Origin of the sequence: Dickeya chrysanthemi NCPPB 402, assembly GCF_000406105.1 — a bacterium.
GTDB classification, from domain to species: domain Bacteria; phylum Pseudomonadota; class Gammaproteobacteria; order Enterobacterales; family Enterobacteriaceae; genus Dickeya; species Dickeya chrysanthemi.
Map to the genome: position 1 here is coordinate 3334694 of NZ_CM001974.1, position 26398 is coordinate 3361091.

The window sequence follows — 26398 nt, forward strand, 5'->3', positions numbered from 1 at the left end:
AGCTTTATAAATGTACGCTTTAACCAACGGTCGTATTTTTACCGGCCACCAGATCCTTGACGGCTATGCCGTCGTCATCGTCGACGGACTGATCGATGCCGTGTGCCCGGTACACGAGCTGCCTGATACGCTACCCCGGCGCGATCTTGCCGGCGCATTATTAGCCCCTGGCTTTATCGACCTGCAATTGAACGGCTGTGGCGGCGTTCAGTTTAACGACGCGCTGAGCAGCCTTTCCGTCAACACGCTGGAAACCATGCAGAAAGCCAACGAAAAATCCGGCTGTACCAGCTTTTTGCCGACGCTCATCACCTCCTCCGATGAATTCATGCGCCGCAGCATCGACGTCATGCGTGCCTGGCTTGCCCAACATCGCCACCAGGCGCTGGGGTTACATCTGGAAGGCCCCTGGCTCAACCCGGCGAAAAAAGGCACCCACGACGCCGCTTTTATCCGCCAGCCGGATGAGCAACTGGTCGCCTATCTGTGTGACAATGCCGATGTGATCAGCAAAATCACGCTGGCGCCGGAAAGGGTGCCCGATAAAGTGATCAAACAATTGAGCGACGCCGGCATTGTGGTCTCCGCCGGCCACTCCCACGCCACCTGGGAACAGGCCAAACAGGGTTTTGCCGCCGGGATCCGCTTTGCCACCCATCTGTTCAATGCCATGCCTCCTATTGTCGGCCGCGAACCGGGTTTGATCGGTGCCGTCTATGATGCGCCGGAAATCTACTGCGGCATCATTGCCGACGGCCACCATGTCAGTTGGGCCAACATCCGCAATAGCAAACGTATCAAAGGCGATAAGCTGGTGCTGGTTACCGACGCCACGGCACCGGCCGGCTCTGATATCGACCAGTTCACATTTGCCGGTAAAACCATATACTACCGCGACGGCATCTGTGTGGATGAGAACGGCACCTTGAGCGGTTCGGCACTCACCATGATCGATGCGGTGCGCAATTGCGTAGAACACGCGGGTATCGCTCTGGATGAAGCACTGAGAATGGCGACGCTCTACCCGGCAATGGCCATCGGCGAAGCACACCGACTGGGAAGCATTGAAACAGGAAAAGTAGCGAACCTGACGGTAATTACCCGCGATTTTGACATCCTCAATACGTTTGTGAACGGTGAAGAAGTCTTTCATAAACACTAAATCGTATTGCCTCGACACGAGTAACGCGTCATGACCACAGGCGGACAAACCCAGATAGGGAACATTGATCTGGTCAAACAACTCAACAGCGCGGTCGTGTACCGCCTGATTGACCAGCAAGGCCCTATCTCCCGAATTCAGATTTCAGAACAGAGCCAGTTAGCTCCCGCCAGCGTCACCAAAATTACTCGCCAGCTGTTGGAACGCGGTTTGATCAAAGAAGTGGACCAACAGGCATCAACCGGCGGGCGTCGCGCTATCTCCATCATTTCAGAAACACGACCATTTCATACCGTAGCGGTGCGACTTGGCCGCTACGACGCGACTCTCGCCTTATACGATCTGCAGGGAAAACGGCTGGAAGAAGAGCACTGTAACCTGCCGGAAAACACGCAGGACTCACTGGAAAACGCATTGTTCAGCGTTATTGAGCAATTCATCGCACGCCATCAGCGCCGAATCCGTGAATTAATCGCCATTTCAGTGGTGTTGCCGGGACTGGTCGACCCCACGGCCGGCGTGGTGCGTTATATGCCGCACATCAGCGTGGATAACTGGCCGCTGGTGGAGAATCTCGAACGACGCTTCAACATCCATAGTTTCGTCGGTCATGATATCCGCAGCCTGGCGCTGGCCGAACATTACTTCGGCGCCACCCGGGATTGCCAGGACTCACTGCTGGTGCGAGTCCATCGCGGCGTGGGCGCCGGCATCCTGGTCAACGGCAAAATTTTCCTCGGCAGCAACAGCAATGTCGGGGAGATAGGTCATATCCAGATTGACCCACTGGGCGACCGCTGCCACTGCGGCAACTTTGGTTGCCTGGAGACGGTAGTATCTAACGGCGCGCTGGAACAGCGGGCACGTCACCTGCTGCAACAGGGATTTCCCAGCAAGCTCACGCCGGATGCCTGCCAGATAGACGCTATCTGCAAAGCCGCGGGAAAAGGCGATCTCCTCGCAAGAGAACTGATCGAAGCGGCTGGGCTGCAACTGGGTAAAGCAATCGCCATTGCCGTCAACCTGTTCAACCCGCAACGAGTGGTGATTGCCGGTGAAATTACCGCGGCCGACAAACTCCTGTTGCCCGCAATTCAGCGCTGCATCAACACGCAGGTGCTCAAAGATTTCCGGCAAAATCTGCCGGTTGTGGTTTCCGGGTTACAGCATTTATCCGCCATCGGGGCTTTCGCCCTGGTAAAACGAGCGATGCTCAACGGCGTATTGCTGCAACGTCTGCTTGAAAATCAGTAGTTTTCGACTTTCTGCTATAAGGCCGGATTATGAAATCGCTAAAAATCCGGCATATTCCCGTCGTCATTGTGAATAAAACACAATAAAACACACCGTAAATTATATATTCACCAGTACAATGGCTTTTTTAATTAAAGGATATTGAATTGATATCCCCTTTTGATGCTAAATCAGTGTTACCGATACGGCGGCGAGTCACCCTCAGTGGTAAAAACACGGCAAGGAAAACCGCTGATTACCGCCATACACTTTGACTGTTTTCACATTGCAATGCGTGAATAAAGGGAGCCTTCTGTATGTGTTCTATTTTTGGTGTGCTTGATCTGAAAACCGACCCGGTTGAACTGCGCAAGAAAGCGCTGGAATTATCCCGTCTGATGCGCCACCGCGGCCCGGACTGGTCCGGCGTTTATGCCAGCGACAAAGCCATTCTGGCGCATGAGCGTTTGTCCATCGTCGATGTCAACACCGGTGCTCAGCCCCTCTATAACCAGGCACATACCCACGTTCTGGCCGTGAACGGTGAAATTTATAACCATCAGGCTCTGCGTCAACAGTACGGCGACCGCTATCAGTTCCAGACCGGCTCGGATTGTGAAGTCATTCTGGCGCTGTATCAGGAAAAAGGCCCGGAATTCCTGGACGATCTGCGCGGTATGTTCGCCTTCGCGTTGTATGACAGTGAAAAAGACGCTTATTTGATCGGTCGTGATCACCTGGGCATTATCCCGCTGTATATGGGTTACGACGAACACGGTAACTTCTATGTTGCCTCTGAAATGAAAGCGCTGGTACCGGTATGCCGCACGATCAAAGAATTCCCGGCCGGTAGTTATCTGTGGAGCAAAGACGGCGAAATTCGCGAGTACTATCACCGCGACTGGTTCGATTACGACAACGTGAAAGATAACGTCACCGATGCCGAAGAACTGCGTGAAGCACTGGAAGAATCGGTGAAAAGCCACCTGATGTCCGATGTACCTTATGGCGTATTGCTGTCCGGCGGGCTGGATTCTTCCGTCATCTCTGCCATCACCAAAAAATTCGCCGCCCGCCGAGTGGAAGATGACGAGCGCAGCGAAGCCTGGTGGCCACAGCTTCACTCGTTCGCCGTTGGCCTGGAAGGCGCGCCTGACCTGAAAGCCGCACGCGATGTTGCAGACCACCTCGGCACCGTGCACCACGAAATCCATTTCACGGTACAAGAAGGTCTGGACGCTATTCGCGACGTGATCTATCACATCGAAACTTACGATGTCACCACCATCCGCGCCTCAACGCCAATGTACCTGATGTCGCGTAAAATCAAGGCGATGGGTATCAAAATGGTTCTGTCGGGCGAAGGTTCCGATGAAGTATTCGGCGGCTATCTCTACTTCCACAAAGCGCCGAACGCGAAAGAATTGCATGAAGAGACCGTGCGTAAACTGCTGGCGTTGCACCAGTACGATTGCGCCCGCGCCAACAAAGCGATGTCGGCCTGGGGTGTTGAAGCGCGCGTACCGTTCCTGGACAAAAAATTCCTGGATGTGGCAATGCGCATCAACCCGAAAGACAAAATGTGCGGCAACGGCAAAATGGAAAAACACATTCTGCGTGAATGCTTCGAATCCTATTTGCCGCACAGTGTGGCCTGGCGCCAGAAAGAGCAGTTCTCCGACGGCGTGGGTTACAGTTGGATCGATACGTTGAAAGAGGTGGCCGCCAAACAGATTTCCGATCAGCAACTGGAAACGGCGCACTTCCGCTTTCCGTACAACACGCCGACCACCAAAGAAGGCTATCTGTACCGCGAAATCTTTGAAGAACTGTTCCCGGTTCCAAGCGCGGCTGAATGCGTCCCTGGCGGCCCGTCCGTCGCTTGTTCGTCCGCTAAAGCGATCGAGTGGGATGAATCTTTCAAAAAGATGGATGACCCATCAGGTCGCGCCGTCGGCGTACATCAGTCCGCCTATCAATAAGCCACTTTATTTTACTGTTTCAAACGGGCCGTTAACGGCCCGTTTTTCTTATGGAATACAGTTAAAAGCCTGCTTTCTGACGTTTTTCTCACCAGACTGTTCATAACCCAAACAAACAGCACGAATACGTCGTTTTTAGGGAAAAAATGTGTTGACGCCAAAAAGCCAACTCAGCATAATGCGCCCCGCAACGCCGATGAAGGTGACGCGGAAAAGATGGCTACGTAGCTCAGCTGGTTAGAGCACAGCACTCATAATGCTGGGGTCACAGGTTCGATTCCCGTCGTAGCCACCATTTTTTCCCTGCGGGAGTGGCGAAATTGGTAGACGCACCAGATTTAGGTTCTGGCGCCGCAAGGTGTGCGAGTTCAAGTCTCGCCTCCCGCACCATTATCTTCATCAGTGTGAAGACCGGAAGCGTCACGTCGGTTTGAAAGATTTCATTGGGGTATCGCCAAGCGGTAAGGCAGCGGGTTTTGATCCCGCCACTCCCAGGTTCGAATCCTGGTACCCCAGCCATATATTGTGAGACACATCATTCGATGTGCGCCTGTTGGGGTATCGCCAAGCGGTAAGGCAGCGGATTCTGATTCCGCCATCCCGAGGTTCGAATCCTCGTACCCCAGCCATTTTCAGTCGTAAAACTTGCAGTTTTCGGCAAGCAGTATTTGGCTACGTAGCTCAGCTGGTTAGAGCACAGCACTCATAATGCTGGGGTCACAGGTTCGATTCCCGTCGTAGCCACCACTTTAAATTGGGGTATCGCCAAGCGGTAAGGCAGCGGATTCTGATTCCGCCATCCCGAGGTTCGAATCCTCGTACCCCAGCCATATAGAAAGCCCGCTTTGCGGGCTTTTCTTTTTTCACTACTTGCCAATTCATGAGTTGTTTATCTAATAACCAATCTGCATCAATAACCGGTGCTAACCTGATGCCAACACCGGATTGGTAATCAATGTGCCACAGAATTGGAAAACAGGTTAATGACAGCAACCCCGGCGATGATTAACGCCATTCCCAGCACGGCCGGCCAGTCCAATCGCTGATCGTAAAAAATCCAGCTTATCGCTGCGATCAGCACAATCCCGACGCCAGACCAAATGGCGTAAATCACGCCGGTCGGCAACACCCGCATGGAAAGGGTCAGGCAGTAAAATGCAATGGCGTAAAACACCACCGTCACCACGCTCGGCAATGGCCGGGTAAAGCTCTCCGATAATTTCAGCGCCGTAGTCGCCACCACTTCCGACACAATCGCCAGACAAAGAAATAAATACGTCATCAGTTTCACTACTCAGAAATAAGGAATTCACCACATGCCGCCAGGATAACACGTGATGTCGATTGTCTCCTGGCAGATGCAGAGATAGCGGTATCAGTGTAACAACATCGCATGAAAGCGGCATGACGGTGAACAAACGATGAAGAAACAGCATAGCAGCTATAGGTTGCCACGCTGTTTATAACCCCAACGCGTAACGCAATGCTTGCTGTTTTAGTTTTCCGGCACGTTGCGCCGCCATCAATGCCAGGTTACGCGCCAGCTCAAGCGGCGGTAAACGGTTACTGAAAGCGCCGTAAAACAGATCCATACCACTTTGCATCAGCAGGTTATCTGGTTTGCGCTGCTGCTGATAACGCTGCAGCACGGCATCGCTATACCAGACATTTCCCTCATCACGCGCCCGAATTATCACGTCAAGCAACGCGGATACATCGCGATATCCCAGATTCACGCCCTGCCCCGCCAGTGGATTAATGGTATGCGCGGCATCGCCAATCAACGCCAGCCCCGGCAACACATATTGCTGCGCATGACGGCGCACCAACGGGAATGCCCCCGCCGCGACGGCATTGACCGCCCCCAACCGTTCAGGGAAGGTTTCAGCGATAGCTTTATTCAGTTGAGGCAGCGACATCGCCTGTAACTGGCGGATACGCGACGGGCTGTCATACCACACCAACGAGCACCAGCCTTCAAACAACGGCAAAAACGCTCGCGGCCCGGACGGCGTAAAGCGCTGCCAGGTCGCATCCTGCTGCGGTCCGGACATTTCGGCGCTAATCAACATGCAAGACTGGCGATATTGCCAGCCAGTGACGCCAATTCCCGCCCACTGACGAATTCTCGAATTAGCGCCATCCGCACCAATCACCAACGACGTCGACAGGCTATCGCCCTGCTCGCTCGTCAACCGCCATTGAGCGTCCTCACGGCGCAAGCGCTGCCATTGCCACGGGCACAGCAACGTCACACCCGACGTTTTCTCCAGCATCTGCCACAGCGCCAACTGCAACACCCGGTTTTCCACCATGAATCCCAGCTCAGATAACCCGAGATCTGCGGCGTCAAAGACCACATGCGCCTTGTCCCATTCCCAGGTTTCGAGACGTCGATAAGGCGCACTACGCATCTGCGCAACCCCTTGCCACGCGCCCAGCCGCTCCAGCAATCTGACCGATGCCTGACCGATCGCCGACACGCGCACATCCGGCGCACTGCCCGCAACAAACGGCGGCGGCGTTTCCTGCTCCAGCACCGCTACCCGAAAACCGTTTTGCGCCAAGCCTAATGCAGCGGCGGCACCAACCATGCCTCCGCCCACAATCACTGCATCATAGTGCATACCTGCCCCACCGTTTCCACGGCGCAAAGTTCAACCAAACATCTGCGCCAGAAAGACAAAAGATGCCGATAGTTTACTGGATTTCACCACCCGTTTTCAGAAAAGCGATGCACATCATCACTCAATGCCGCCTAACGCTTGATCTGGTCACAACGCCGGCAAAAGATTACAATACGCGCCCGTATGTACGCGCCCCACGAAGGATTGCGTGTTTACCCGCACTGAGTAATGGCTGTCGATGACGATGACAAAGAAACTGCATATCAAAACCTGGGGCTGTCAGATGAATGAATACGATTCATCGAAGATAGCCGATCTCCTGGAAAGTACGCACGGTTACCAGCTGACCGACGTCGCTGAAGAAGCCGACCTTCTGCTGCTGAATACCTGTTCGATCCGTGAAAAGGCGCAGGAAAAAGTGTTTCATCAGCTCGGCCGCTGGAAAACGCTCAAAGACGTCAATCCGAATCTGATTATCGGTGTGGGCGGTTGTGTGGCGTCGCAGGAAGGCGAACATATTCGTGATCGCGCCCATTATGTCGACGTGATCTTCGGGCCGCAAACGCTGCATCGTTTGCCGGAAATGATTAATCATGTACAGGGCACCCGTAGCCCTATCGTGGACATCAGCTTCCCGGAAGTGGAAAAATTCGATCGCTTGCCGGAACCGCGCGCCGAAGGTCCGACAGCCTTTGTTTCCATCATGGAAGGCTGCAACAAATACTGTACGTTCTGCGTCGTGCCTTATACCCGCGGCGAAGAAGTCAGCCGCCCGGCGGACGACGTATTGTTTGAAATCGCTCAACTGGCGGCTCAGGGCGTACGCGAAGTCAACCTGCTGGGCCAGAACGTGAACGCTTACCGCGGCGCCACGCATGATGGCGATATTTGCAGCTTTGCCGAATTACTGCGTCTGGTGGCGGCGATCGACGGTATTGACCGTATTCGTTTTATTACCAGCCATCCGATTGAATTCACCGACGACATCATCAGCGTATACGAAGATACGCCGGAGCTGGTGAGTTTCCTGCATCTGCCGGTTCAAAGCGGTTCAGACCGCATTCTGACGATGATGAAACGCCGCCATACCGCACTGGAATACAAGGCGATCATCCGCAAACTGCGCAAGGCACGCCCGGCTATCCAGATCAGCTCCGATTTTATCATCGGCTTCCCAGGCGAAACCCAGGAAGATTTCGAACAAACCATGCAATTAATCGCCGATGTCGATTTCGACATCAGCTTTAGCTTTATCTACTCCCCTCGCCCCGGTACTCCGGCCGCCGACATGGTGGACGATGTGACCGAAGAGGAGAAAAAGCAACGCCTGTACATTCTGCAAGAGCGCATTAATCAGCAGGCCATGCAGTACAGCCGCCGGATGATGGGCACCGTGCAGCGTATTCTGGTTGAAGGCACCTCGCGCAAGAATGTGATGGAGCTGTCCGGCCGCACCGAAAATAACCGTGTGGTGAACTTCGAAGGCACTCCCGACATGATAGGCAAGTTTGTCGACGTAGAAATCGTCGATGTTTACCCGAACTCATTGCGTGGCGTGGTGGTGCTTACTGAAGACCAGATGGATTTACGCGTCAGCGAATCACCGACATCGGTCATCGCCCGGACCCGAAAAGAAGACGAACTCGGCGTCGGGATCTATCAGCCGTAATACGCTGATGATGATTCTCAAACGGGCCGTTAAACGGCCCGCTTTTCTTTTCCGCCCCCTATGTGCGACACGAATCCACCGCCCCGGTTGCTTTTATGCCGAATCTGACTTGCGCCCTGCCGGCTTCACGATAAATAATCAGGGTAATCTCTGCGCCACATCCGGGCAGAAGCCCCTGTCTGTGGCACAGCGTCAGTGATTGCTCATTCTGCTTAAACCCAAGAGGAATAGTTTGAACGTAACGATAAAAGAAATTGCCCTCGAACCCGCGGACAACAAACGCCTGCTCAGTCTGTGCGGCCCGTTTGACGACAACATCAAACAGCTGGAACGCCGTCTCGGCATAGAGATCAATCATCGCGACAATCATTTCAAGCTGGTAGGGAAAGACCTCTGCATCGACGCCGCCGCCGATATTCTGCGCCATCTTTATGTCGATACCGCACCGGTACGCGGCGAGATTCCAGACATTGATCCAGAACAGATTCATCTGGCCATCAAGGAATCCCGGGTATTGGAACAAACCGCCGACAGCGTGCCGGAATACGGCAAGGCGGTGAACATCCGTACCAAACGCGGCGTCATTAAGCCCCGTACGCCCAATCAGGCGCAGTACATCGCCCATATCCTTGATCACGACATCACTTTTGGTATCGGGCCGGCCGGTACCGGGAAAACCTATCTGGCGGTAGCCGCTGCCGTGGATGCACTGGAACGCCAAGAGATTCGCCGCATTCTGCTGACCCGCCCGGCCGTAGAAGCCGGCGAAAAGCTAGGCTTCCTGCCGGGCGACTTGAGTCAAAAAGTGGATCCATATCTGCGCCCGCTCTACGATGCACTGTTTGAAATGTTGGGCTTCGAGCGGGTGGAGAAACTTATCGAGCGCAACGTGATTGAAGTCGCCCCTTTGGCTTATATGCGCGGCCGCACGCTGAACGACGCCTTCATCATTCTGGATGAAAGCCAGAACACCACTATCGAACAGATGAAGATGTTCCTGACCCGTATCGGCTTTAACTCGAAAGCGGTCATCACCGGCGACGTCACCCAGATAGACCTGCCGCGCAATCAAAAATCCGGGTTGCGCCATGCGATTGAAGTGCTGTCAGAGGTTGAGGAGATCAGTTTCAACTTTTTCCACAGTGAAGACGTCGTGCGCCACCCGGTGGTCGCTCGTATTGTGAATGCCTATGAGGCCTGGGAAAACGCCGATCAAAAACGCCGGGACGAACTGGCGGAACAGCGTAAACGTGACGCGCAAGCCGCCGCGCAGGAGCAAAAATGAGCCAGGTCATCCTTGATTTGCAAATCGCCAGTCAACATAGCCTTGGGCTGCCGTCTGAAGCCGACTTCCAGCGCTGGCTGGAAGCGGTACTGCCGCAATTTCAGGAGGTGGCGGAAGTCACCATCAGAGTGGTGGATGAAGAAGAAAGCCACCACCTGAACCTGACTTATCGGGGTAAAGACAAACCGACCAATGTGCTGTCGTTTCCGTTTGAAGCGCCGCCGGAAGTGGAACTGCCGTTACTCGGCGATCTCATTATCTGCCGACAGGTCGTCGAGCAGGAAGCGGTCGAACAAGGGAAAAGTACCGAGGAACATTGGGCGCACATGGTTGTCCATGGCAGTCTGCATCTGTTAGGTTATGATCATATCGAAGACAGTGAAGCCGAAGAAATGGAAGCACTGGAAACGGAAATCATGCAGAGTATGGGTTATGCCGACCCGTATCTGGCAGAAAAAGAAGATATTACGGATAAGCCTTAAATTCGATATTTTAAGGACCAGACGCCAGCGGCGATGTTTAAGCTGATTCACCGCTGGTCATCATTTCTTAACAAGAGTGATATTAACTGACGCCATGAGCGACGACCATTCTCCCAACAGCGATACCCCCAGTCCCAAAAAGGGATTCTTTTCTTTTTTCTCAATCAAATTTTTCACGGTGAATCCAAAGATCACGACGATTTGCTGGCGTTGATCCGCGATTCGGAACAAATTGATCCGGAAATTCGCGACATGCTGGAAGGCGTGATGGATATCGCCGAACAGCGCGTGCGCGACATCATGATCCCGCGTTCGCAAATGATTACTCTCAAACATAACCAGACGCTGGAAGAGTGTCTGGATGTGATCATCGAATCGGCTCATTCCCGCTTTCCCGTCATCAGCGAAGATAAAGACCACATTGAAGGTATCCTGATGGCCAAGGATCTGCTGCCGTTCATGCGCAGCAACTCCGAACCATTCAGCATGGATAAAGTGCTGCGGCCTGCCGTGGTGGTGCCGGAAAGCAAGCGGGTGGATCGCATGCTTAATGAATTCCGCTCTCTGCGCTACCACATGGCTATCGTCATTGACGAATTCGGCGGCGTCTCCGGGCTGGTGACGATTGAAGATATTCTGGAACTGATCGTCGGTGAAATCGAGGACGAGTACGATGACGAAGAAGATCGCGATATTCGTCAACTCAATCGCCAGACCTACACGGTACGCGCACTCACGCCTATCGAGGACTTCAATAAGATTTTCGCCACCCGGTTCAGTGACGAAGAAGTGGATACTATCGGCGGTCTGGTGATGCAATCATTCGGTCACCTGCCGGCACGCGGGGAAACCATCGATATAGACGGTTACCTGTTCAAAGTTGCCATGGCAGACAGCCGCCGTATTATTCAGGTTCATGTCAGAATCCCTGACGACGTTCCGCAACCGCAACTGGAAGACTAATTCATTCATGGCAGTCGCCTCATTATTGCAACGCCAGCAGGTTCGCCTCCTGCTGGCGCTTTTATTCGGTGCCTGCGGCACACTGGCGTTTTCTCCTTATGATTTCTGGCCTGCCGCTATTATTTCCCTGATGGGCCTGCTGAGCCTGACGCTAAATCGTCCGGCGCGTCAGGCCGCCGCCATGGGTTTTAGCTGGGGGTTCGGCCTGTTTGGCACCGGCATTCACTGGGTTTACTACAGCATCGCCGACTTTGGCGGCATGCCCGGTCCGGTCAATATCGGCCTGGTGGTGTTGCTGGCGCTCTACCTGTCGCTCTATCCCATGCTGTTTGCCGGATTGCTTGCGCGTCTGTGGCCGCAAGCCACCGTCTGGCGGTTAGTGCTGGCGCCGCCGGTACTGTGGCAGTTGACCGAATTATTACGCGGTTGGGTGTTGACCGGATTTCCCTGGTTGCAATTCGGCTATAGCCAGCTTGAGGGGCCGCTGAAAGGTATCGCGCCGATCGCAGGGGTCGATACCCTGACCTTCCTGCTGATGATAATCAGCGGCTTGCTGGTGCTGGCTCTGACGCAACGCCGTTGGCAGCCGGCGTTGGCTGCCGCTCTGGTGTTAATGCTGCCATGGCCGTTACGTTTGATCGAATGGTATAAGCTACAACCAGAGCGAGCGGTTAACGTTGCCATGGTGCAAGGTAATATCCCACAGGCGCTAAAATGGGACCCGAACGAGCTGCTCAACACCTTAAAAATCTATTTCGACAACACTCAATCGGTGATGGAAAAAGCACCGCTGGTGATTTGGCCTGAATCGGCCATTCCGGATGTCGAAATCCGCCAGCAGGACTACCTGACGCAACTGGACGCCATCCTGCGCGAACATCACAGCAGCCTGATTACCGGCATCGTCGATGCCCGCCGGGAAAACAATCGCACTGATTTTTATAACAGCATTATTGTTCTGGGCGATCAGCAGCCGTATCGCTACCCCACCGCCAACCGTTACAACAAGCATCACCTGGTGCCGTTTGGCGAATTTGTGCCGCTGGAAACCCTGTTGCGTCCGCTGGCACCGTTTTTTGATCTGCCGATGTCCGCTTTCAGCCGCGGCGACTATCGCCAGCCGCAACTGATCGTCAACGGTTACCGCCTCACCGCCACTATCTGCTACGAAGTGATCCTCGGGCAGCAAGTACGCGACAATTTCCGTGCGGATACCGACATGCTGCTGACTATTTCCAACGATGCCTGGTTCGGCAATTCGATCGGTCCTTGGCAACATTTCCAGATGGCGCGGATGCGTGCGCTGGAGCTGGGCCGACCACTACTGCGCGCCACCAATAACGGCGTAACCGCCGCTATTGCGCCAGACGGCAGTATTAGCGCCAGTCTTCCACAGTTCACCCGCACTGTACTGGAAACCCGCGTCACGCCGACGACCGGTCTCACACCTTATGCCCGCTTCGGCTCCTGGCCGCTATGGTTGCTGGAAACCGTGCTCGGCTTCGCGGCGCTGGCGTCTCGTTTCCGATCGCGCTGATGACTCTCTTCACCTTCCATCACCAGAAACAAGACCTGTTCAGACAGGTCTTGTTTCATTTTTTGGCACACTCCTTGCTAATACTGATATGAAACGTCTTGCGTTGCACGTTTGCAGCCATCGCCACTCTGATACGGCACAACATCAGGGCATGGCTTGCACCAAATTAGTGCCATAAGTTTTTTATTGCAGTAGTTTGGTGCGGGGCACCTCGCAAAAAACAAACATTTTCGTTTCAATATGTTTACAATCCGCTATTTTTAAACATGACAGCGTTTTATTCGCTCTTTAGCGGTGCACAACAATATATACCCAAAATAATTCGAGTTGCAGGACAAAACGCGTTGCGTTTTGAACAACGCAAAGCGTTGGCCCTTCAGGGCAAGACTCATTATGAGTCTTGTAACGCGGCAACCGAGTGAATCCCCAGGAGCTTACTCAAGTAAGCGACTGGGGTGAGCAAGGGCAGCCAACGCACCTGCAACTTGAAGTATGACGGGTATAGCCCGAGTCACAACGGGACGCATCACCCATGATAGGCATCGATCACAACAGCAAAGGAGTTAGAACATGCAATTGCGTAAACTGGCACTGTCATTACTGTTGATTTCGGCAACCGGCAGTCTGGCCCATGCAGAAGAACTAACGGGCACCCTCAAAAAAGTAAAAGACAATGGTGTTATCGTTATCGGTCATCGTGAATCGTCAGTGCCATTCTCCTACTACGACAACCAGCAGAAAGTAGTAGGTTACTCTCAGGCATACTCCGACAAGATTGTTGAGGCCGTCAGAAAAAAACTTGATGCGCCGAACCTGCAGGTAAAATTAATTCCCATTACCTCACAAAACCGTATCCCGTTGCTGCAAAACGGCACCTATGACCTGGAGTGCGGCTCAACCACCAACAATCTGGAACGCCAGCAGCAGGTCGCTTTCTCCGATACCATTTTTATCATCGGCACTCGACTGCTGACCAAAAAAGACTCTGGCCTTAAAGATTTCAGCGAACTGGCAGGCAAAGCCGTCGTCGTGACCTCCGGTACGACGTCTGAAGTGTTGCTGAACAAGATGAATGAAGAGAAAAAACTCAACCTGCGCATCATCAGCGCCAAAGACCACGGTGATTCGTTCCGTACGTTGGAAAGCGGTCGCGCAGTCGCCTTCATGATGGATGACGCCTTGCTGGCCGGCGAGCGCGCCAAAGCCAAAACGCCGGATGAGTGGGTTATCACCGGCACCCCGCAATCCCGCGAGGCCTATGGCTGTATGTTGCGTAAAGACGATCCGCAATTCAAACAACTGGTTGATGCGACCATAAGCCAGCTTCAGACCTCCGGCGAAGCCGAAAAATGGTTCGATACCTGGTTCAAACAACCGATTCCGCCGAAAAACCTGAATATGAACTTCGAGCTGTCTGATGACATGAAAGCCTTATTCAAAGCGCCGAACGATAAGGCGCTTTAACCGAATTAATAATGACAATAAAGGGCAGTAATTCTGCCTTCCGATTGCTGATTCGTGGCAAGACAGACAGGTGCAGGGTGGCCGTTCCCCATCCTGCAAATCCATGAGCCACTCATCAATCTTCGGGGTAGCGTTCGCTACCCCTTTTTTACCGGAGTTCGTTATGTCAATAGATTGGAACTGGGGTATATTCCTGCAACCAGCCCCGTTCGGAAATACGACCTATCTGGGGTGGATTATTTCCGGCCTGCAGGTCACCGTGTCACTGTCCTTGTGTGCCTGGATCATCGCCTTCCTGCTGGGTTCACTGCTGGGTATTCTACGCACCGTTCCCCATCGCCTGTTGTCTGGCATCGGCACCTGCTATGTGGAAATGTTCCGTAATGTACCGTTAATTGTTCAGTTCTTTAGCTGGTATTTGGTGATACCGGAACTTCTGCCGGCCAAAATAGGTATGTGGTTTAAAGCGGAACTGGACCCGAATATTCAATTTTTTCTGTCGTCCATGTTTTGTCTGGGCATGTTCACCGCCGCACGCGTCTGCGAACAGGTTCGCGCTGGCATTCAGTCGCTGCCGCGCGGCCAGAAAGCGGCGGGTCTGGCGATTGGTCTGACGCTTCCTCAAACTTACCGTTATGTTCTGCTGCCCAACGCCTATCGGGTCATTGTGCCGCCGTTGACCTCTGAAATGCTCAATCTGGTGAAAAACTCCGCGATCGCCTCCACCATCGGCCTGATGGACATGGCGGCGCAAGCCGGCAAACTGCTGGATTACTCTGCCCATGCCTACGAGTCTTTCAGCGCGATAACGCTGGCTTATGTGGGTATCAACGCCATCATCATGCTGTTGATGCAGATAGTAGAGCGAAAAACTCGCCTGCCGGGCAACCTGGGGAGCAAATAAATGTATAACTTTGACTGGAGTTCGATTCCGCCCAGCCTGCCTTATCTGATTAAAGGCATGGGTGTGACGCTGGAGATCACCCTGACGGCCGTGGTGGTGGGTATTGTCTGGGGAACCGTACTGGCCGTCATGCGCCTGTCGCCCATCAAGCCCATCAGTTGGTTTGCCAAACTGTACGTCAACCTGTTCCGCTCTGTGCCGCTGGTCATGGTGCTGCTGTGGTTCTACCTGATCGTCCCAAGTTTATTACAAAATGTGCTTGGCCTTTCTCCGAAAAGCGATATTCGGTTGGTATCCGCTATGGTAGCCTTTTCGCTGTTTGAAGCGGCCTATTATTCCGAGATTATTCGCGCAGGCATTCAGAGTATTTCCCGTGGGCAAGCCTCTGCCGCACTGGCGCTGGGGATGACCCACTGGCAATCCATGCAACTGGTGATTCTGCCTCAGGCATTCCGCGCTATGGTCCCCTTGCTGCTGACTCAGGGGATTGTATTGTTTCAGGATACCTCGCTGGTGTACGTGCTCAGTCTGGCGGACTTTTTCCGTACCGCATCCACCATTGGCGAACGCGACGGTACCCAGGTAGAAATGATCCTGTTCGCCGGATTTGTGTATTTTGTTATCAGCCTCTCGGCATCGATGCTGGTCAATTATTTGAAGAGAAGGACGGTTTGATGATTTTCCTGAAAAATGTTTCTAAATGGTATGGTCAATTTCAGGTGCTGACCGACTGCTCCACTGAAGTAAAAAAAGGTGAAGTCGTTGTGGTATGCGGACCTTCCGGCTCCGGAAAATCGACCTTAATCAAAACCGTTAACGGCCTGGAACCTATCCAGCAAGGCCAGATCGAAGTTAACGGCATCATTGTTAATGATAAGCGTACCAATCTGGCGCAACTGCGTTCCAAAGTGGGTATGGTGTTCCAGCATTTTGAACTCTTCCCTCACCTGTCGATTGTCGACAACCTGACGCTGGCGCAGGTCAAGGTGCTCAAGCGCGACAAAGAAGCCGCCCGTGAAAAGGGATTGAAACTGCTAAAGCGCGTTGGTCTGTCCGCTCATGCCAACAAATTCCCCGGGCAGTTATCCGGCGGCCAGCAACAGCGTGTGGCGATCGCCCGTGCGTTGTGCATGGACCCGGTGGCGATGCTGTTTGACGAGCCGACCTCGGCGCTCGACCCGGAAATGATCAACGAAGTACTGGACGTAATGGTGGAGCTGGCGCAGGAAGGCATGACCATGATGGTGGTGACCCACGAGATGGGATTCGCCCGCAAAGTGGCGCACCGCGTCATCTTCATGGATGAAGGCAAAATCATTGAAGACACCCGCAAAGAGGATTTCTTCGGTAATCCACGCTCCGATCGCGCCAAAGATTTTCTGGCAAAAATTCTGCATTAATCGACACGATCCTGCCTTATCGCAAGGGTGCCCCGGCACCCTTGTTTTATCTACCCGTCAGATCAGGGCGAGAACGGCTGCCGATGGAACTGGTCATGGCTGCATTTCGGACATAGCGGCAGCACTTCCGGCGTATAGAAGGCAATATGATGGTGGCACTGTTCGCACACCAGATTACCGAGTCCTACCACCTCACCGCTGTGATACACGCCATGGTGGCTAACGTCCTTAAAGACTTCGCGCCACTCCAGTTGCGTTTTGTCGGTAATATCCGCCAGGTTCTGCCATAGGCTTTCGCGGATCACTCGCATAAATACGCTATCGGAAAAGGCATCCGGCCCCTCATAGCTGAGGGAGAATGCCTGCAGATCGCGCTGAAGCGCCAGTATTACCTGTTCAATCTCCTTTTGTGTCAGTTCATTGGTTTCCTGCAACTGACGTCGGGCATCCGACATCAACTTATCTATGTCTCGCTCACCACGGCTTAACCACTCAGTGACGGCGGACATCAGTTCCCGATAATACTGGACCACTTTGCTCATCGTGACTCCTTAGCGTGAAAATGCTTATCGACGGGCCTGCATAGCCTAGTGTAGATGATTTTCGCAGCACTACCGGGAGCCGCTTCCCAATACCTTACCTTACATCACCGTCCTGCTCTGTTCTTCGCTACCGATACCGCATAAATCAGCCGCCGAGCGCCTCAAGCGGTTGTTGAGCCAGTCGCTTATCAGCTATGCTATGCGGATCTTTTGAAATGAAACAGAACATGCTACCGAAGTAGCAATTTTCACTAAGGACCACTGGCAGCCATGCAAGAGCAATACCGCCCAGAAGATATCGAAGCGCACGTCCAGCTTCACTGGCAAGAAAAACAGACTTTCAAAGTGACCGAAGAACCCGGCAAGGAAAAATACTACTGCCTTTCCATGCTGCCTTATCCTTCTGGCCGTCTACACATGGGTCATGTCCGCAACTACACCATCGGTGACGTGATCTCCCGCTACCAGCGCATGTTGGGCAAAAACGTGCTGCAGCCGATCGGCTGGGACGCTTTCGGCCTGCCGGCGGAAGGCGCGGCGGTGAAAAACAATACCGCACCGGCGCCCTGGACTTACGCCAATATCGAATACATGAAAAACCAGCTGAAATTGCTGGGTTTCGGCTACGATTGGGATCGCGAAGTCGCGACCTGCAAACCGGATTACTATCGCTGGGAACAGTGGTTTTTCACCAAGCTGTACGAAAAAGGTCTGGTTTACAAAAAAACCTCGGCGGTTAACTGGTGCCCGAACGATCAGACCGTGCTGGCTAACGAACAGGTGATCGACGGTTGCTGCTGGCGCTGCGATACCAAAGTGGAACGCAAGGAAATTCCGCAGTGGTTCATCAAAATCACCGCCTATGCCGATGAACTGCTCAATGATCTTGATACGCTGGAAAGCTGGCCGGAACAGGTCAAAACCATGCAACGTAACTGGATCGGCCGCTCCGAAGGGGTGGAAATCACCTTCCGTATCGCCGACGCCGACGATACGCTGACCGTTTACACTACCCGCCCGGATACCTTCATGGGCGTGACTTACGTCGCGGTGGCAGCCGGTCACCCGCTGGCGCAGAAAGCGGCGGAAAACAACCCAGCGTTGCAAGACTTTATCGTCGAATGCCGCAACACCAAAGTGGCGGAAGCCGACATGGCGACCATGGAGAAAAAAGGCGTCGCCACCGGCCTGTTCGCCATCCACCCGCTGACCGGCGAAAACGTGCCGGTATGGGCGGCCAACTTTGTGCTGATGGAATACGGCACCGGTGCGGTGATGGCTGTACCGGGCCACGACCAGCGCGACTGGGAGTTTGCCCACAAATATAACCTGCCGGTAAAACCGGTTATTCTGTTGGCAGACGGTAGCGAACCGGATCTGTCCGCTCAGGCGCAAACGGAAAAAGGCTGCCTGTTTAACTCCGGCGAATTCGACGGCTTGAATTTCGATGCCGCGTTCAACGCCATTGCCGACAAACTGGTGTCACAAGGCGTCGGTCAACGCAAAGTGAATTACCGCCTGCGCGACTGGGGTGTATCCCGCCAGCGTTACTGGGGAGCACCAATCCCGATGGCAACGCTGGAAGACGGCACCGTTGTTCCGATGCCGGAAGATCAGTTGCCGGTGGTTCTGCCGGAAGACGTAGTGATGGATGGCATCACCAGTCCGATCAAAGCCGATCCTGAGTGGGCTAAAACCACAATCAACGGCCAGCCGGCGCTGCGTGAGACCGATACCTTCGATACTTTTATGGAGTCGTCCTGGTACTACGCGCGTTATACCTGTCCGCAGTACGATCAGGGCATGCTCGATCCAGCCGCCGCCAACTACTGGCTACCGGTCGATCAGTATGTCGGCGGCATCGAACATGCCATCCTGCACCTGATGTACTTCCGCTTCTTCCACAAACTGATGCGTGACGCCGGTTTGGTGAACTCTAACGAGCCGGCCAAACGCCTGTTGTGTCAGGGGATGGTGCTGGCCGATGCCTTCTATCATCTCGGCAATAACGGCGAGCGTATCTGGGTATCACCAAGCGACGTGACGCTGGAACGCGATGACAAGGGCCGCATTACCAAAGCGTTTGACAACGAAGGTCGCGAGCTGGTGTATGCCGGCATGAGCAAGATGTCGAAATCGAAAAACAACGGTATCGACCCACAAGTGATGGTAGAACGCTATGGTGCCGACACCGTCCGTCTGTTCATGATGTTTGCGTCTCCGGCGGAAATGACGCTGGAATGGCAGGAATCCGGCGTGGAAGGTGCTAACCGCTTCCTGAAACGCGTGTGGAAACAGGTTCATGACCACACAGGAAAAGGCGCTACCCAGCCACTGGACACCGCAGCCCTGACGGAAGACCAGAAAGCGCTGCGTCGTGATCTGCATAAAACCATCGCCAAAGTTACTGACGATATCGGTCGTCGCCAGACCTTCAATACCGCTATCGCGGCTATCATGGAGTTGATGAATAAACTGGCGAAAGCACCGCAAGACGCTGAACAGGATCGTGCGTTGACGCAAGAAACGTTGCTGGCCGTGGTACGGATGCTCTACCCATTCACTCCACATGTCTGCTTTGTGTTGTGGAATGAGCTCAAAGGCGAAGGCGATATCGATCAGGCGCCGTGGCCGGTAGCTGATGAGCAGGCGATGGTGGAAGACTCGCGTCTGGTGGTGGTGCAAGTCAACGGTAAAGTCCGCGGCAAGATTACCGTAGCGGCTGATGCCACCGAGCAGCAGGTTCGTGAACGTGCGGCACAGGAACCGCTGGTAGCAAAATATCTGGATGGCGTGACCGTCCGCAAGGTGATTTTCGTTCCGGGCAAACTGCTTAACCTGGTTGTGGGTTAAGGCAAGGAGGTACTGTGCGACACCCGTTTTTAACGCTGGTGCTGGGGCTGGTGGTCTTAATGACCGCCGGCTGCGGCTTTCATATGCGCGGCACCACCCAAATACCGGCGCAATTGCATAATCTGATTCTGGATAGCGGCGATCCCTATGGTCCTATGACCAGAGCTATCCGCGAGCAGTTGCGGCTAAACAACGTTAGTATTGTGGAGAACAGCACCCGCAAGGATTTGCCATCGCTGCGCTTTATGGGAGACCGCCTCACCCGTAACACCGTCTCTATTTTCCAGGACGGTAAAGCGGCGGAATATCAGCTGGTATTAGAAGTGAAAACCCAGGTCCTGATCCCTGGGGATGATATTTATCCACTGAACGTGACGATTTTCCGTTCCTTCTTTGATAACCCGCTCACGGCGTTGGCTAAAGAGGCCGAACAGGACATTATCCTGCAGGAAATGCGTCAACAGGCAGCCCAGCAGTTGGTACGTAAGCTGTTAACCATCAAAGCCAGCCAGAACACGAAGAGCGATCAGAAAGCGACCGCCACCCCTGTGACACCGGCAAATCCATGATTCGGCTCTATCCTGAACAACTGACCGCGCAGCTCCACGAGGGGCTGCGCGGCTGTTATCTGTTGTTTGGCAATGAACCGTTATTGCTGCAGGAAAGTCAGGATCACATCCGCACTATCGCCCGTCAGCAGGATTTTCTGGAGCATTTTAGTTTCACGCTGGATAACAACACCGACTGGGAAGCGATTTTTTCTACTTGCCAGGCGCTCAGTCTGTTCGCCTCTCGCCAGACGTTGTTGCTGATTCTGCCGGACGCCGGCCCCGGCGCTCCCGCCACTGAGCAGTTGGTTAAACTCGCCACGTTACTGCACTCTGATATTTTGTTGATAGTCAGAGGCAACAAACTGACCAAAGCGCAGGAAAACAGCGCCTGGTTCAAGGCGCTGTCGCAACATGGCGTGTACGTTCCCTGCATGACGCCAGAACAGGAACAACTTCCCCGTTGGGTGGCACAGCGCGCTAAAAGCATGAAGCTGGAACTGGATGAGGCGTCCAGCCAGTTAATTTGCTATTGCTATGAAGGCAATATGCTGGCATTAGTGCAGGCGCTGGAGCGACTATCCTTGCTATATCCAGACGGCAAACTGACGCTGCCGCGAGTCGAACAGGCCGTCAACGATGCCGCTCACTTTACGCCGTACCATTGGCTGGATGCGTTGCTCAGCGGCAAAAGTAAACGAGCCTGGCACATCCTGCAGCAATTACGTCTGGAAGACTGCGAACCCGTCATTCTGCTGCGCACCGTACAGCGCGAATTGCTGTTGTTGCTACAGTTAAAACGGCGCATGGCAACCACGCCGCTGCGTACGCTGCTGGATCAGCATAAGATTTGGCAAAATCGTCGGCCATTACTGACGCAAGCATTACAGCGCCTGTCTGCGGTGCAATTGCAACAGGCGATTACCCTGCTGAGCCGACTGGAAATCACCCTGAAACAGAATTATGGGCAGCCCATCTGGGCCGAACTGGAAACGTTGTCGATGATTCTGTGCGGCAAAGCATTGCCCGATAGCCTGCTCGAGGTATAGCGATTTGTCGACATCGTCACTCATTTCCCCTCTTATCGCCTATTTTGGCGGTACGTTCGACCCGATTCATTACGGGCATCTCCGTCCTGCCGCCGCGCTGGCGCAGGAAATCGGCCTTCAGCATGTCATATTGTTGCCCAATAACGTACCGCCGCATCGTGAACAACCGGAAGCCAGCGCTGACCAGCGCCAGGCCATGGCTGAATTGGCGGTACATGATAACCCGTTGTTTCAGGTGGACGACCGAGAATTGCAACGTGCCACACCGTCTTACGCCATTGACACGCTGGAAGCGTTACGTGCAGAAAAAGGCGCCGACACACCACTGGCCTTTATTATCGGCCAGGACTCACTACTGACATTGCATCGCTGGCATCGCTGGCAGGAAATACTGGATTATTGTCATCTGCTGGTATGCGATCGTCCCGGCTATCGCCGGCAATTAGATACTGCCGAGCTGGAGAGTTGGCTGGCTGCGCATCACACCCATGAGGCGGATCGATTGCACAGCCAAAGTCACGGATTGATTTATCTCGCTCATACGCCGCTGCTATCTATTTCAGCCACCGAAATTCGCCATCGTCGGCAGCAGGGGAGCGACTGTCATGACCTGCTCCCCGACAGCGTGCTGAAGTATATTGACACACACGGGCTCTATCGATAGCCACGCGTCGATACCACTCATTATAAGGCCGTGATATACTCCGCCGCTGGTTTCAGCCGCGGGAAACTATCCTGCCGCCGTCCCTTATTATCTATTATCGCGGCGGCCCGGCTACTATCACCGACGCCATCGTGCCAGCTCAGCTGGCGGATTAACCACTTATCGAAGGGGGAACCTTTGCAAGGCCAAGCACTCCAAGATTTCGTTATTGATAAACTCGACGATTTGAAAGGTCAGGATATCGTGACGCTCGATGTAAAAGGGAAATCCAGTATCACTGACTGCATGATTATTTGTACCGGCACCTCCAGCCGCCATGTCAGCTCTATCGCCGATCACGTTGTACAGGAATCCCGCGCCGCCGGACTGATGCCGTTAGGTGTCGAAGGGGAAAACGACGCCGACTGGGTCGTGGTCGACCTTGGTGATGTTATCGTCCATGTGATGCAGGAAGAGAGCCGTCACCTGTACGAACTGGAAAAGCTCTGGGGCTGATATGAAGCTGCAACTGGTCGCCGTCGGCACCAAAATGCCCGACTGGGTGCAGACAGGTTTTACCGATTACCTTCGCAGATTTCCCAAAGATATGCCGTTTGAACTGGTAGAAATTCCGGCTGGCAAACGCGGTAAAAATGCGGATATCAAGCGGATTCTGGAACGGGAAGGTGAACTGATGCTGGCTGCCGTAGGTAAAGGCAACCGCATCGTGACGCTGGATATCCCCGGCTCACGCTGGGAAACGCCGCAACTGGCGCAACAACTGGAACGCTGGAAACAAGACGGGCGCGATGTCAGCCTGCTGATCGGCGGTCCTGAAGGATTAGCGCCGCAATGCAAAGCAGCGGCGGAACAAAGCTGGTCTTTGTCACCGCTGACGCTGCCGCATCCGCTGGTGCGGGTACTGGTCGCAGAAAGTCTGTACCGGGCCTGGAGCATTACCACCAATCATCCTTACCATCGGGAGTAAGGCGAACGATGAACCCTGTGAAGTAGCAATCGCTGGATGAATATAGAACGTAAACCCTTTCGTGACTATACGGCTGAGGCAGCCCTGTTCGTACGCCGGGCGCTGGTCGCGTTTCTGGGCATTTTGCTGCTGAGCGGTATTCTGGTCGCCAATCTATACCATCTGCAGGTTTTACGTTTTGACGATTATCGTACCCGCTCGAATGAAAACCGTATCAAACTGGTCCCGATAGCGCCCAGCCGCGGCATCATCTATGACCGTAACGGCACCCCGCTGGCGCTCAATCGTACTATTTACCAGTTGGAGCTGATCCCCGAAAAAGTCAACAACCTGGAAGAGACGTTACAGGCGCTAAAGTCGATCATTGATCTGACTGATGAAGACATCGAGAACTTCAGAAAAGAGCGGAAGCGCTCGCGTCGCTTTACGTCGATTCCCGTTAAAACCGGGTTGAGCGAAGTACAGGTAGCGAGTTTCGCCGTCAACCAGTACCGTTTTCCCGGCATAGAAGTCAAAGGCTACCAACGCCGCTATTACCCGTATGGTTCAGCACTGACTCATGCCATCGGCTACGTTTCCAAAATCAACGATAAAGATTTGGAACGATTAGATCAGGAAGACAAACTGGCCGACTACGCAGCAACCCACGATATCGGCAAACTCGGTATTGAGCGTTACTACGAAGATGTGCTGCACGGCAAACCGGGCTACGAGGAAGTGGAAGTGAATAACCGCGGCCGCGTTATCCGTCAGTTGCACGAACAGCCGCCGCAGGCCGGTAAGGATATCACCCTGACGCTGGATCTCAATCTCCAGCTTTATATTGAAAAGTTGCTGGAAGGCAGCCGTGCCGCCGTGGTAGTCACCGACCCGAAAGACGCCTCTATTCTGGCAATGGTCTCGACCCCTAGCTATGACCCGAATCTGTTTGTAGACGGCATACCCAGTAAAACGTATGACGCGTTGTTGAAAGACCCGAACCGCCCATTGATCAACCGCGCCACACAAGGGGTTTACCCCCCGGCGTCTACCGTCAAACCTTATATTGCGGTTTCTGCGCTGAGCGCCAATGTCATTACCCCGTATACGTCACTGTTTGACCCCGGCTGGTGGCAACTGCCCGGTTCGGAAAAACGGTTTCGTGACTGGAAAAAATGGGGGCATGGCCGCCTGAATTTGACCAAATCCCTTGAAGAATCGGCAGATACCTTCTTCTATCAGGTTGCTTATGACATGGGGATTGACCGCCTGTCGGAGTGGATGACCAAATTTGGTTACGGGCAACGCACAGGGATCGACTTGTCCGATAAAGAAGAAAGCCCGGGCATCATGCCGACGCGCGAATGGAAAATGAAGCGCTATAAAAAACCGTGGTATCAAGGGGATACGATTCCGGTCGGTATCGGCCAGGGTTACTGGACCGCCACGCCGGTTCAAATGTTGAAGGCGCTGACGACGCTGATCAATGACGGTCAGGTGAAAACGCCGCATTTGCTCAGCAGTACGCAGGAAAACAATACTCAGATACCGTACCGACAGCAGCAGCACCAGCAAATCGGTGATATTCGCTCCGGTTATTGGGAGATCGTTAAAGACGGTATGTACGGTGTTGCTAACCGCCAGAACGGTACCGCACATAAATTCTTTGCCGATGCGCCGTATAAAATTGCAGCGAAATCAGGGACGGCACAGGTATTCGGCCTGAAGGAGAACGAAACCTATAACGCCAACCGGATCGCCGAGCGGCTGCGTGACCATAAACTGATGGTTGCCTTCGCGCCTTACGGCAATCCGAAAGTCGCTATGTCCATCATTCTGGAAAACGGCGGCGCTGGGCCAGCCGTCGGGACCATTGTGCGTCAGATCCTCGACCACATCATGCTGGGCGACAACAATACCAACCTGCCGGATGCGCCGCCGTCGCCGCCGGGCAGTGAAACCGAGTAAAGACACCATGACAGACAGTCAACAAAAAGGCTCAATCTGGACCAAAATGCACATTGACCTGCCTTTCCTTCTGTGTGTAATGGCGCTACTGGGCTATAGCCTGTTCGTCATGTGGAGCGCCAGCGGTCAGGACATGGGTATGATGGAGCGAAAAGCGGCCCAATGCGTGCTGGGATTGATCGTGATGATCGGCATGGCGCAGATTCCGCCGCGCGTTTATGAGGGCTGGGCGCCGTATCTGTACATTTTCTGCTTTATTTTACTGGTTATGGTGGACGTATTCGGCCAAATCAGTAAAGGCGCACAGCGCTGGCTCGATCTCGGTTTCGTGCGTTTCCAACCATCGGAAATCGCCAAAATCGCCATACCGTTGATGGTGGCTCGCTATATCAATCGCGATATGTGTCCGCCGTCGTTAAAAAATACCGGCATTGCGCTGGCGTTAACTTTCGCACCAACCTTGCTGGTCGCCGCCCAGCCTGACCTGGGTACCGCCATCCTGATTTGCGCATCCGGGTTGTTCGTGCTGTTTCTCGCCGGTATGAGCTGGCGGTTGATTGCCGTCGCCGCCGTTTTGTTGGCCGCGTTCATTCCCGTGCTATGGTTTTTCCTGATGCATGATTATCAACGCGACAGGGTCATGATGCTGCTGGATCCGGAAACCGATCCCCTCGGCGCCGGTTACCATATTATTCAGTCGAAAATCGCGATTGGCTCCGGTGGGTTGACCGGCAAAGGCTGGCTACAGGGTACTCAGTCTCAGTTGGAATTCCTGCCGGAACGTCATACCGACTTCATTTTCGCGGTACTGGCGGAAGAGCTGGGGTTAATCGGCGTGCTCACCCTACTGGCATTGTACCTGTTTCTCATCATGCGTGGTTTGGTGATTGCCGCCAATGCGCAGACCTCGTTCGGCCGGGTGATGGTCGGCGGGCTGATGCTAATCTTTTTCGTATATGTGTTTGTAAACATCGGCATGGTGAGTGGTATTCTGCCGGTGGTCGGAGTGCCGCTGCCGTTAGTCAGCTATGGCGGTTCGGCACTGGTCGTCTTGATGGCGGGATTCGGTATCGTGATGTCGATACACACTCATCGCAAAATGTTATCCAAGAATCTATAG

The 26398-nt window shown here is 53.8% G+C and carries 22 protein-coding genes, 6 tRNA genes and 1 pseudogene; 26 read left to right on the forward strand and 3 right to left on the reverse strand.

Annotated features, from left to right (window positions below; translation table 11 throughout):
• Nucleotides 1-10: 10 nt before the first annotated feature.
• The 9 genes from nagA to DCH402_RS14640 all read left to right on the forward strand — a co-directional run bounded on the left by nagA (nucleotide 11) and on the right by DCH402_RS14640 (nucleotide 5207).
• Nucleotides 11-1162: an N-acetylglucosamine-6-phosphate deacetylase gene (nagA, locus tag DCH402_RS14600; RefSeq protein ID WP_040001940.1), complete on the forward strand. Its 1152-nt coding sequence runs from the start codon at nucleotides 11-13 to the stop codon at nucleotides 1160-1162.
• A 30-nt stretch (nucleotides 1163-1192) separates the two neighbouring features.
• Entirely contained in the window at nucleotides 1193-2416 is a 1224-nt protein-coding gene (nagC, locus tag DCH402_RS14605) for a DNA-binding transcriptional regulator NagC (protein WP_040001941.1), read from the forward strand.
• 296 nt (nucleotides 2417-2712) lie between these two features.
• Entirely contained in the window at nucleotides 2713-4377 is a 1665-nt protein-coding gene (gene asnB / locus DCH402_RS14610; RefSeq protein WP_027712743.1) for an asparagine synthase B, read from the forward strand.
• Nucleotides 4378-4595: 218 nt separating this feature from the next.
• Nucleotides 4596-4672 (forward strand) — tRNA-Met (locus DCH402_RS14615).
• Between the two features lie 10 nt (nucleotides 4673-4682).
• Nucleotides 4683-4767 (forward strand) — tRNA-Leu (locus DCH402_RS14620).
• A gap of 54 nt (nucleotides 4768-4821) precedes the next feature.
• Nucleotides 4822-4896, forward strand: a tRNA-Gln gene (locus tag DCH402_RS14625).
• Nucleotides 4897-4931: 35 nt separating this feature from the next.
• Nucleotides 4932-5006: transfer RNA gene (locus DCH402_RS14630), tRNA-Gln, on the forward strand.
• A gap of 41 nt (nucleotides 5007-5047) precedes the next feature.
• Nucleotides 5048-5124 (forward strand) — tRNA-Met (locus DCH402_RS14635).
• 8 nt (nucleotides 5125-5132) lie between these two features.
• Nucleotides 5133-5207: transfer RNA gene (locus DCH402_RS14640), tRNA-Gln, on the forward strand.
• A 122-nt stretch (nucleotides 5208-5329) separates the two neighbouring features.
• On the opposite strand, the gene DCH402_RS14645 is transcribed toward DCH402_RS14640, so the two are convergent.
• Nucleotides 5330-5662, reverse strand: a complete 333-nt coding sequence (locus DCH402_RS14645) for a DMT family transporter (protein WP_411431458.1) — start codon at nucleotides 5660-5662, stop codon at nucleotides 5330-5332.
• 175 nt (nucleotides 5663-5837) lie between these two features.
• On the reverse strand, nucleotides 5838-7004 hold the full coding sequence (gene ubiF, locus DCH402_RS14650) for a 3-demethoxyubiquinol 3-hydroxylase (protein ID WP_040001942.1): 1167 nt from the start codon (nucleotides 7002-7004) through the stop codon (nucleotides 5838-5840).
• 244 nt (nucleotides 7005-7248) lie between these two features.
• Between ubiF and miaB the strand changes: the two genes are divergently transcribed.
• From miaB to DCH402_RS14695, 9 genes and pseudogenes are all read left to right on the forward strand, one after another.
• Nucleotides 7249-8673 (forward strand): tRNA (N6-isopentenyl adenosine(37)-C2)-methylthiotransferase MiaB, encoded by a 1425-nt coding sequence (gene miaB / locus DCH402_RS14655; RefSeq protein ID WP_152486932.1) that lies wholly within the window; start codon nucleotides 7249-7251, stop codon nucleotides 8671-8673.
• 232 nt (nucleotides 8674-8905) lie between these two features.
• A complete protein-coding gene (locus tag DCH402_RS14660) occupies nucleotides 8906-9958 on the forward strand; it encodes a PhoH family protein (protein ID WP_040001944.1) in 1053 nt (350 codons plus the stop codon).
• Nucleotides 9955-10440 carry an rRNA maturation RNase YbeY gene (ybeY, locus tag DCH402_RS14665; RefSeq protein WP_040001945.1) on the forward strand — a complete coding sequence of 162 codons (486 nt, stop codon included), beginning with the start codon at nucleotides 9955-9957 and terminating at the stop codon, nucleotides 10438-10440. Before DCH402_RS14660 ends, ybeY begins: the two co-directional genes overlap by 4 nt.
• Nucleotides 10441-10534: 94 nt before the next feature.
• Nucleotides 10535-11403, forward strand: a pseudogene (corC, locus tag DCH402_RS14670) (CNNM family magnesium/cobalt transport protein CorC).
• A 7-nt stretch (nucleotides 11404-11410) separates the two neighbouring features.
• Complete coding sequence (gene lnt, locus DCH402_RS14675; RefSeq protein ID WP_040001946.1) at nucleotides 11411-12940, forward strand: apolipoprotein N-acyltransferase; 1530 nt, start codon at nucleotides 11411-11413, stop codon at nucleotides 12938-12940.
• Nucleotides 12941-13510: 570 nt separating this feature from the next.
• Nucleotides 13511-14404, forward strand: coding sequence for a glutamate/aspartate ABC transporter substrate-binding protein (locus DCH402_RS14680; protein WP_027712750.1), 894 nt, complete (start codon nucleotides 13511-13513; stop codon nucleotides 14402-14404).
• A gap of 163 nt (nucleotides 14405-14567) precedes the next feature.
• Nucleotides 14568-15308, forward strand: coding sequence for an amino acid ABC transporter permease (locus DCH402_RS14685; RefSeq protein ID WP_040001947.1), 741 nt, complete (start codon nucleotides 14568-14570; stop codon nucleotides 15306-15308).
• A complete protein-coding gene (gltK, locus tag DCH402_RS14690; RefSeq protein WP_012770630.1) occupies nucleotides 15309-15983 on the forward strand; it encodes a glutamate/aspartate ABC transporter permease GltK in 675 nt (224 codons plus the stop codon).
• Complete coding sequence (locus tag DCH402_RS14695; protein WP_040001948.1) at nucleotides 15983-16708, forward strand: amino acid ABC transporter ATP-binding protein; 726 nt, start codon at nucleotides 15983-15985, stop codon at nucleotides 16706-16708. Before gltK ends, DCH402_RS14695 begins: the two co-directional genes overlap by 1 nt.
• Before the next feature lie 62 nt (nucleotides 16709-16770).
• On the opposite strand, the gene DCH402_RS14700 is transcribed toward DCH402_RS14695, so the two are convergent.
• Nucleotides 16771-17250, reverse strand: coding sequence for a zinc ribbon-containing protein (locus DCH402_RS14700; RefSeq protein WP_040001949.1), 480 nt, complete (start codon nucleotides 17248-17250; stop codon nucleotides 16771-16773).
• Nucleotides 17251-17520: 270 nt separating this feature from the next.
• Between DCH402_RS14700 and leuS the strand changes: the two genes are divergently transcribed.
• The 8 genes from leuS (at nucleotide 17521) to mrdB (ending at nucleotide 26398) form a co-directional block, all read left to right on the forward strand.
• Nucleotides 17521-20103, forward strand: coding sequence for a leucine--tRNA ligase (gene leuS, locus DCH402_RS14705; RefSeq protein ID WP_040001950.1), 2583 nt, complete (start codon nucleotides 17521-17523; stop codon nucleotides 20101-20103).
• Between the two features lie 14 nt (nucleotides 20104-20117).
• Complete coding sequence (gene lptE, locus DCH402_RS14710; RefSeq protein ID WP_040001951.1) at nucleotides 20118-20672, forward strand: LPS assembly lipoprotein LptE; 555 nt, start codon at nucleotides 20118-20120, stop codon at nucleotides 20670-20672.
• Nucleotides 20669-21700: a DNA polymerase III subunit delta gene (holA, locus tag DCH402_RS14715; RefSeq protein WP_040001952.1), complete on the forward strand. Its 1032-nt coding sequence runs from the start codon at nucleotides 20669-20671 to the stop codon at nucleotides 21698-21700. The genes lptE and holA overlap by 4 nt, the downstream gene beginning before the upstream one ends.
• 4 nt (nucleotides 21701-21704) lie before the next feature.
• Nucleotides 21705-22364, forward strand: a complete 660-nt coding sequence (gene nadD / locus DCH402_RS14720) for a nicotinate-nucleotide adenylyltransferase (RefSeq protein WP_040001953.1) — start codon at nucleotides 21705-21707, stop codon at nucleotides 22362-22364.
• A 177-nt stretch (nucleotides 22365-22541) separates the two neighbouring features.
• Nucleotides 22542-22859 carry a ribosome silencing factor gene (rsfS, locus tag DCH402_RS14725; RefSeq protein ID WP_040001954.1) on the forward strand — a complete coding sequence of 106 codons (318 nt, stop codon included), beginning with the start codon at nucleotides 22542-22544 and terminating at the stop codon, nucleotides 22857-22859.
• Between the two features lies 1 nt (nucleotide 22860).
• Entirely contained in the window at nucleotides 22861-23331 is a 471-nt protein-coding gene (gene rlmH / locus DCH402_RS14730; protein ID WP_027712754.1) for a 23S rRNA (pseudouridine(1915)-N(3))-methyltransferase RlmH, read from the forward strand.
• Between the two features lie 36 nt (nucleotides 23332-23367).
• The gene (mrdA, locus tag DCH402_RS14735) at nucleotides 23368-25278 is read left to right on the forward strand and encodes a peptidoglycan DD-transpeptidase MrdA (RefSeq protein WP_040001955.1); all 1911 of its coding nucleotides are present in this window, start codon (nucleotides 23368-23370) and stop codon (nucleotides 25276-25278) included.
• A 7-nt stretch (nucleotides 25279-25285) separates the two neighbouring features.
• A complete protein-coding gene (gene mrdB / locus DCH402_RS14740; protein WP_040003626.1) occupies nucleotides 25286-26398 on the forward strand; it encodes a peptidoglycan glycosyltransferase MrdB in 1113 nt (370 codons plus the stop codon).